Origin of the sequence: Kitasatospora sp. NPDC002551 (genome assembly GCF_040296005.1) — a bacterium.
GTDB lineage: Bacteria > Actinomycetota > Actinomycetes > Streptomycetales > Streptomycetaceae > Kitasatospora.
Window position 1 is genome coordinate 64,372 of record NZ_JBEOWI010000046.1, and the last position, 6,000, is coordinate 70,371.

The following is a 6,000-nucleotide window of genomic DNA, read 5'->3' on the forward strand; positions in this document are numbered from 1 at the left end:
TCGGGTCTGCCCCGGCAGGCCTGGGGCTCGGCGCCTGCGGGCAGGCGGCGGGGTTGCGGCGCGGTGGGCGCTGGTAGCGAGGGGCGGGCCGCGGACGTGGTGGTCCGGGCCTGACACCCCCCACTATGCCACTGAAATGGTGGCCACACAAGCATTGGCCACTATTTCAGTGGCATGGGTTGCTGTCATCGGCGGACCGGGCCGGTGCCCGGCCTTCGGACGGCCAGGCGGGGCGTCAGGACCGGACGCCCCCGGCCAGGCGGCTGGCGTAGGTGTAGCGGAGCCAGGACAGCGCCTCTCCCCCGTCGGCGGGGACCAGGCCGGCCAGGGCGCGCAGCCGGTTGGCCGCCTCCACGGCGTCGGCCGAAGCGGGGCCCGCGCCGTCCCTCAGCGACGCGACGTCCAGCGCCACCGCGTGGGCCAGCAGGTAGGCGTGCTCCAGCCGCGCCTGGGCCCGCTCGTCACCGCTGTCCCCGGGCGCCGTGCCGCTCCCGGCCGCAGCGGCCTGCCACAGGTGGAAGGCCTCCTGCGAGCGCCGCAGCAGCGGCGGGAGCCGGAGGAGCTCACCGTAGGCGGCAAGCACAGCGGCGTCGCCGGCGGCGAGCGGGCGGACTCGGGCGCCGGTGACGGCGGGGTGGTAGCTGGTCGCCGTGCCGTCGGGCAGGACCAGGTCCAGGCGGAAGCCGGCCTGGGCCAGGAGGAAGAGCGTCTCCCGTACCTGGTCCGGCGGGGTCTCGACGGTGACGGGCCGGGCGATGACGGCCTCGACGGGAATCGTGTGGGTGGTCACTGGGCCTCCGGTGAAGGTGGGACGCGGGAAGTGCCGCGGCGGGGTGCCGGCCGGGACGGTTCCTACCGGGCACGCAGCCGGTCGGCGTGGTCCTGGTAGATCCGGGCCAGGTGGGGGTGGGTGGTGCCGGCGGCGGCCTCCTGGTAGGCGCGCACGCGGGCGCGCCGGTCCGTGATCAGGGTGTGGTCGGGCGCCGGGTGGACGGTGCAGGCCTCGGTCTCGGCCTCACTGAACGGGTCGAGCGGTTCGGGGGCATCCGGGGCGGGCTCGACGGGCGGGCGCGGGTAGCGGGGGGCGACGCGGCGGGCGGCGAGGGAGCGCAGCATGGCCGCGGCCAGGACGCGGCCGGGGTCGGCCTCGCGTTCCCAGGCGGTGATGGTCATGCCGGGCTCGGGCAGGTGCTGGGTGATGACGGTCAGGGCGTCGTAGCGCAGGCGCAGGTCGGGGGTGTGGTGTTCGACGGCGGCGAGGATGCCGTGGCCGGGGCGGCCGGTGTCCGGGCCGTACGGGTGGGTGTCGAGCCGGTCGGCGGCGAGCTCCAGGGCGTCGGCCAGGGCGTCGAGGTCGGCGGTGGGTGCGGGGGCGATCCGGCGGTGAGCGGCGGCCGCGGCCCGCAGCTCGGCCCCGGTGGGGCGGTACGGGCTGCGGGCGCCGTGGTCGTTCAGCGCTTCGACGCTCTGGCGCGTGAGCTCCCGCAGCAGCTGCGCGCTGCCGTGGGCGGCGAGGGTGAGCTCGGCGCTGAGCGAGGTGTTCCGGGAGCGTTCCAGGATCCCGGCGACGATGTGCGGGTGCATCAGGTTCTCCTCGTGGCACGGCGGCCGGTCCGGCCGCGCGTCGGTCCGTGGGGCGGGCGGGAACCGGGCCGGGCCGGCGGGGCGCACGGGCCCCGCCGGGCGGCTGGCGGCGGGCCTAGGCCAGGCGGTTGGCCGGGCGGGCGTTGACGTACGGCGGGACGGCGGGCTCCAGCTCGGCGACCGCCCGCGCCAGGGCCGTGTCCACCGGCTCCCACCGCCCGCCGGCCAGGGGCTCCAGGACGGCGAGCAGGTCGGCGCCGGTCAGGACGGTGGTCTCCTCGCCGGCGGCGCTGACCGTGAACCGCTCCTCCCACGGCACAGCGGTGCGCACCCCGCCTTCCGACCGGACCGGCCGGTAGCGCAGGACCGCGCCGAACGGCAGGTCGAGAGCGGCCGACCCGTCCGGGTCTCCGGCCCACTGGGCCCGCTCGCGCAGCGGACCGTCGGCGCCCAGGATGCCGGCGGCGTTGATCCGCGCCTCGTAGGCGGCGGCGGAGCGGGCGGCCGTCTCGATGTCCCGCATCGTCAGCTGCGCCCCGCCCTGCGCCTCCTCGCCGGCCGCCGGCGGCGGGGTGTGCGGCGCGTCGAGGAGCGGGTGGCGGTCGAGGGCCGACCGTCGCAGAGGGGCCAGCGCGGTGTCCAGGATCTCCTGGACGACCACGGCGGCGGCGATCGCGGCGAGTGCCGTCGCCGTGATCCGCTCGTCGGCGGGGCGCCGGCCGCGCAGGGCACGGTGGACGGCGAGAGCCGCGGCGGCCGCACCGGCGGCGGTGGTGAGGTTCTGGGCGGCGCCGAGGGCGGCGAGCCGGGCGCGCTCGGTGGCGGCCGGCAGGTGGTTCACGGTCATGGGCAGGATGCTCCCGGGGGTTGCGGGCCACCACGTCGGCGGCCGGTGGCCCCAGTGGAGCCCATGAGCATTGGTGGAAACCTTGGTGGAGAACCCGCCGCTGATACCGGTTCGGACACGACGCCCACCAATGCTTTGACCTGCGGTTTCACCGGCGCGCACCAACCTTGGTGACGAGTTGAACGGCGCCCGGAGGAGCCACCAAAGGTTGCGCCCGGCCCGGCGCTGCGCCGGGAGACCGACGCGGGGCAGGTCGTCCGGCGAGTCGGGCAGGCCCGCGAGGGCCGTGTCCCAGCCGGTGAAGTGCTCGCCCTTGTCGTCCACGTAGACGACGGCTCCGGGCTTCGTGTTGCCCACGAGGATGACGTGCTCGGTAGTCCAGTAGTTGATCTCCTCGCCCGGCCGCAGGACGACCTTGCGGTCCAGGTGGTCCCGCAGGTACTGGGCGACGGTCTCGTGGTGCTCGCTGCCACGGGCGGTGATCACCGCGATGCGCCAGCCGCCGTCCAGGAGCGCGCGGATCCGGTCGACGGCACCGGGCAGGGGCGCGCCGCGCATGCGGCCGCCGTCCCACGGCCCTTCAGGGTGGATGACCCCGTCGAAGTCGATCACGAGAGTGCGGGCGGAGGGCGAGTCCACGGCGGCGAGGCCAGCGGCGCGGGCGAGCAGGGTGTTCACGGGTGACTCCTGGGTGAGGGTGGGCCGGGCCCGGCGGGCGGTCCGCCGGGCCCCGCGGACTGCAGGGGTGTCAGGACCGGGCGCGGGGCGCGGGCACCACCAGGTGCACGGCCGGGTTGTTCCACCGGCAGGCGCAGACCTGGGCGGTCAGCACGACGGTGAGGGTGTCGTGGACGGTGACCTGCGGGCGCAGGGAGACGGCGAGGCCGCGCAGGGCCGGGGCGGAAACGGCGGCCAGGACGGCGGCGGTGAGCGCGGTGGCGACGGGCCGGCCGCCGTCCGGGCTGGCCTGCCAGACGGCCGCCAGGGTGCCGGCCGACCAGCCGGCCCAGACGAACCGGGCCGTGGTGGAGCGAAGGGCGAACGACAGCACGGCGGCCGTCAGACCGGTGGCCGCCCACAGCCGGTAGGCGTCGGCGCCGCTGAGCGGAAGGCCGGCGGTGTGCTCGGCGAGGTAGTGGTGCACGGGCCCGGTGACGGTGCGGGTGATCACGGCCAGCCAGGTGCCGGCGCCGCTGGCCGCGAGGAACTGCCGGAGTGCGGAGCAGAGGAGGACGGCCCCGGCGCTCGCGGCGAGGAGGATCAGCAGGCCGGCCGCGAGGCGGACCCAGCGGGCGCCGCAGCGCCAGCCGTGGTCGAGTGCGTGGCGCACGTCCTGGCCGCGTCGGCCGAGGAACGTGCCGGGCGCGGTCGCCCGGGCCCAGCCCTCAAGGGTGGCGGCCTTGAGGGTGCGTCGGGCGGGCCCGGTGGCCGGGCCGGTCTCGTCGGAGGGCGGGTTGGTGGTGGTCATGGTCGACTCCGGGTCGGTGGCGGGTTCGGTGTGCGAAGCGGGCCCGGCCGGGGAGGGCCGGGCCCGCTCGGGGCGAAGGTGTGCCGGGTGGTTCAGCGGGCCCGGGCCGTGATGGCGGGCGCGGCCGCGGCCTCGACCCACGGGCCGTCGGTGATCGGGCGGGCGGAGCCGGCGCCGCAGGCCGGGCCGTGGTTGCCGCCGTAGAAGGGGAGGAGCAGCGGCACTCCCCCGCTCCAGCCGTCGTAGTGGCGCCACACGAAGCCGAGCGGGTTGTACGGCTCGCCCTCGGGCAGGTAGGCGGCGCTCAGGTCCCACTCGCGGCCGCTGTCGGGATCGGTCCACCGGGTGGAGCCGATCTCCGTCTCCAGCACCGGATTGCCGCCGGCGTCGACGCGGCGGGCCAGCCAGGTGAGGGTGCACAGGTAGCCGGGGTGGTCCCAGGTGTTCGGGTGCGGCTTTCCGGCGTGGTGGATGTCGATGTGGACGGGCAGGTCCCGCAGGGGCTCGCGGCCGCGCAGTTCGGCGAGGACCAGCTGCGCCCGGCCGGCCTGGACGGGCCGGGTGTAGGGGTCGGTGTGGGTGCCGCTGCCCTCGGTGTTGGCGATCCAGCCGCGGAGGGTGGCGTAGACGCGGCCGTCCCGGTCGGGGGCGGCCTCGGTGGTCTGCCAGTCGGCGAGGACGAGCTCGATGCCGCCGGTGAAGGTGACGGTGGCGTGGTCGGTGTCGGCGATGAGGTGGCGGTCGGTGTTCCAGGACTGCATCGGTCTCTCCTCGGGGTGCGGGGTGGTTGCGGCGGGGCGGGCGGCGCGTGGGCGGCTCCCGCCCCTGCCGGTGGTGATCGGGGGGTTACGGGGCTGCCGGGGCGGGCCCCGCGGTGCCGGCATGGTCCTGGCCGTCGGCGGCGGCCTGCTCGGCGAGGTGGTCCCCGGCGCAGTTGCTGCACAGGTCCTCCAGCAGCAGGAGCTCCGGCACCCACGCGCAGCCGCCCGGGCACGGGTCGTCCTCGGTGCAGCCGCAGCGCACGCACCGGGCCTCGGCCGGGTCGGCGAAGGCCTCGACGAGGGCGGTGAGCAGGAGGCGGCTCGGGCCGGAGTCCGGGTTGGCGAGGGTGACCTGCCACGCCCGCTCGGCGGCCGCGACGGCCAGTTCGCCCGCGCCCTTCCAATGGAAGCGGACATCCTCCGGCGCCCTCCAGCCGCCGAACCAGGTGTAGGCCTCGCCGTTGCGCGTGGTCACCGGGATGCGCTCGGGCCGGGGGCCGGCCGGGGTACCGGGGCCGTGCTCGATGTAGAGGAGGCCGTGCCGGTCGGCGGCCTCGCGCAGGGCGGCGAGGACGGCCGGGTCGTCGGTGATCCCGGAGACGGCTTCGCGCTGGGTCCACCAGTCCAGGTCGAGGTCGGGTTCGGACAGGCCGGGCTGGGAGCACGTGGTGACGTACCCGGCCCGGTTGCACAGAGCCAGGGCCCGCACCAGCCCGGGGGTCCGGGTGGTCTCCTCGTCCGGGCCCCAGTTCGGCACGTACCCGGGCTGGGAGGCGAGGGTGCCCTCCAGCCACAGGGCGGTCAGCCGTCCGAGGTCGGCCAGGGAGACGGCGGACCGCCAGGTGCGCCGGTCGGCGCGGGACATCATCAGGTGCTGGGGCATGGTCAGGCCGCCGTTCGCAGGGCGCGCCCGTGCAGGCAGGGCGAGCAGTTCTGGGGCTGCGGCGTCAGGACGCCGTCCAGCCAGAGGTGCCGGCTGCAGAAGTGCCGGCCGCAGCCGTCCACGGCGCCGTCGCGGGTGCTGGTGCCGCACTGGGTGGCGGGGCCGGGGTCGATCTCGGCGCCGCAGTCCGTGTCGCCGCAGGTGGTCACGGACTCGGTGTCGGGGCCCTGTGCGGCCGGGGCGGGCCCGGCGGGGGCGGAGAGAGCGGTGGTAGTCACGGGTTCCTCCGTAAGGATCCGGTCGGCCGGTCGGCCGGCAACGCCCCCGAGGGGCGGGGCGCCCGCCCCCCGGGGGGGGGGGGGGGGGGCGCGGGGGGGGGGGGGGCCCCCGGGGGCGGGGGGGGGGGCCGGGGCCGGGCCGGGTGTCCGCCTGGCTCATCGGGCCGGGTCGAGGTCGG

At 77.0% G+C, this 6,000-nt stretch carries 7 protein-coding genes; all 7 read right to left on the reverse strand.

Going from position 1 to position 6,000, the window contains the following annotated elements:
* Positions 1-235: 235 nt before the first annotated feature.
* The 7 genes from ABT093_RS30660 to ABT093_RS30690 all read right to left on the reverse strand — a co-directional run bounded on the left by ABT093_RS30660 (position 236) and on the right by ABT093_RS30690 (position 5,821).
* On the reverse strand, positions 236-790 hold the full coding sequence (locus ABT093_RS30660; protein ID WP_350570000.1) for a hypothetical protein: 555 nt from the start codon (positions 788-790) through the stop codon (positions 236-238).
* Between the two features lie 62 nt (positions 791-852).
* Positions 853-1,584 carry a hypothetical protein gene (locus ABT093_RS30665; protein WP_350570002.1) on the reverse strand — a complete coding sequence of 244 codons (732 nt, stop codon included), beginning with the start codon at positions 1,582-1,584 and terminating at the stop codon, positions 853-855.
* A gap of 115 nt (positions 1,585-1,699) precedes the next feature.
* Positions 1,700-3,109: an HAD family hydrolase gene (locus tag ABT093_RS30670; RefSeq protein WP_350570004.1), complete on the reverse strand. Its 1,410-nt coding sequence runs from the start codon at positions 3,107-3,109 to the stop codon at positions 1,700-1,702.
* A gap of 70 nt (positions 3,110-3,179) precedes the next feature.
* The gene (locus ABT093_RS30675) at positions 3,180-3,899 is read right to left on the reverse strand and encodes a hypothetical protein (protein ID WP_350570006.1); all 720 of its coding nucleotides are present in this window, start codon (positions 3,897-3,899) and stop codon (positions 3,180-3,182) included.
* Positions 3,900-3,991: 92 nt separating this feature from the next.
* Positions 3,992-4,660: a hypothetical protein gene (locus ABT093_RS30680; protein WP_350570007.1), complete on the reverse strand. Its 669-nt coding sequence runs from the start codon at positions 4,658-4,660 to the stop codon at positions 3,992-3,994.
* Positions 4,661-4,745: 85 nt separating this feature from the next.
* Entirely contained in the window at positions 4,746-5,543 is a 798-nt protein-coding gene (locus ABT093_RS30685; protein ID WP_350570009.1) for a DUF6919 domain-containing protein, read from the reverse strand.
* Between the two features lie 2 nt (positions 5,544-5,545).
* Positions 5,546-5,821 (reverse strand): hypothetical protein, encoded by a 276-nt coding sequence (locus ABT093_RS30690; protein WP_350570011.1) that lies wholly within the window; start codon positions 5,819-5,821, stop codon positions 5,546-5,548.
* Positions 5,822-6,000 lie beyond the last annotated feature (179 nt).

Excerpts from the sequence above, each read along its gene's own strand:
- ABT093_RS30665 (WP_350570002.1), bottom strand. The coding sequence starts at position 1,584 with ATGCACCCGCACATCGTCGCCGGGATCCTGGAACGCTCCCGGAACACC.
- ABT093_RS30675 (WP_350570006.1), bottom strand. The coding sequence starts at position 3,899 with ATGACCACCACCAACCCGCCCTCCGACGAGACCGGCCCGGCCACCGGG.
- ABT093_RS30680 (WP_350570007.1), bottom strand. The coding sequence starts at position 4,660 with ATGCAGTCCTGGAACACCGACCGCCACCTCATCGCCGACACCGACCAC.
- ABT093_RS30685 (WP_350570009.1), bottom strand. The coding sequence starts at position 5,543 with ATGCCCCAGCACCTGATGATGTCCCGCGCCGACCGGCGCACCTGGCGG.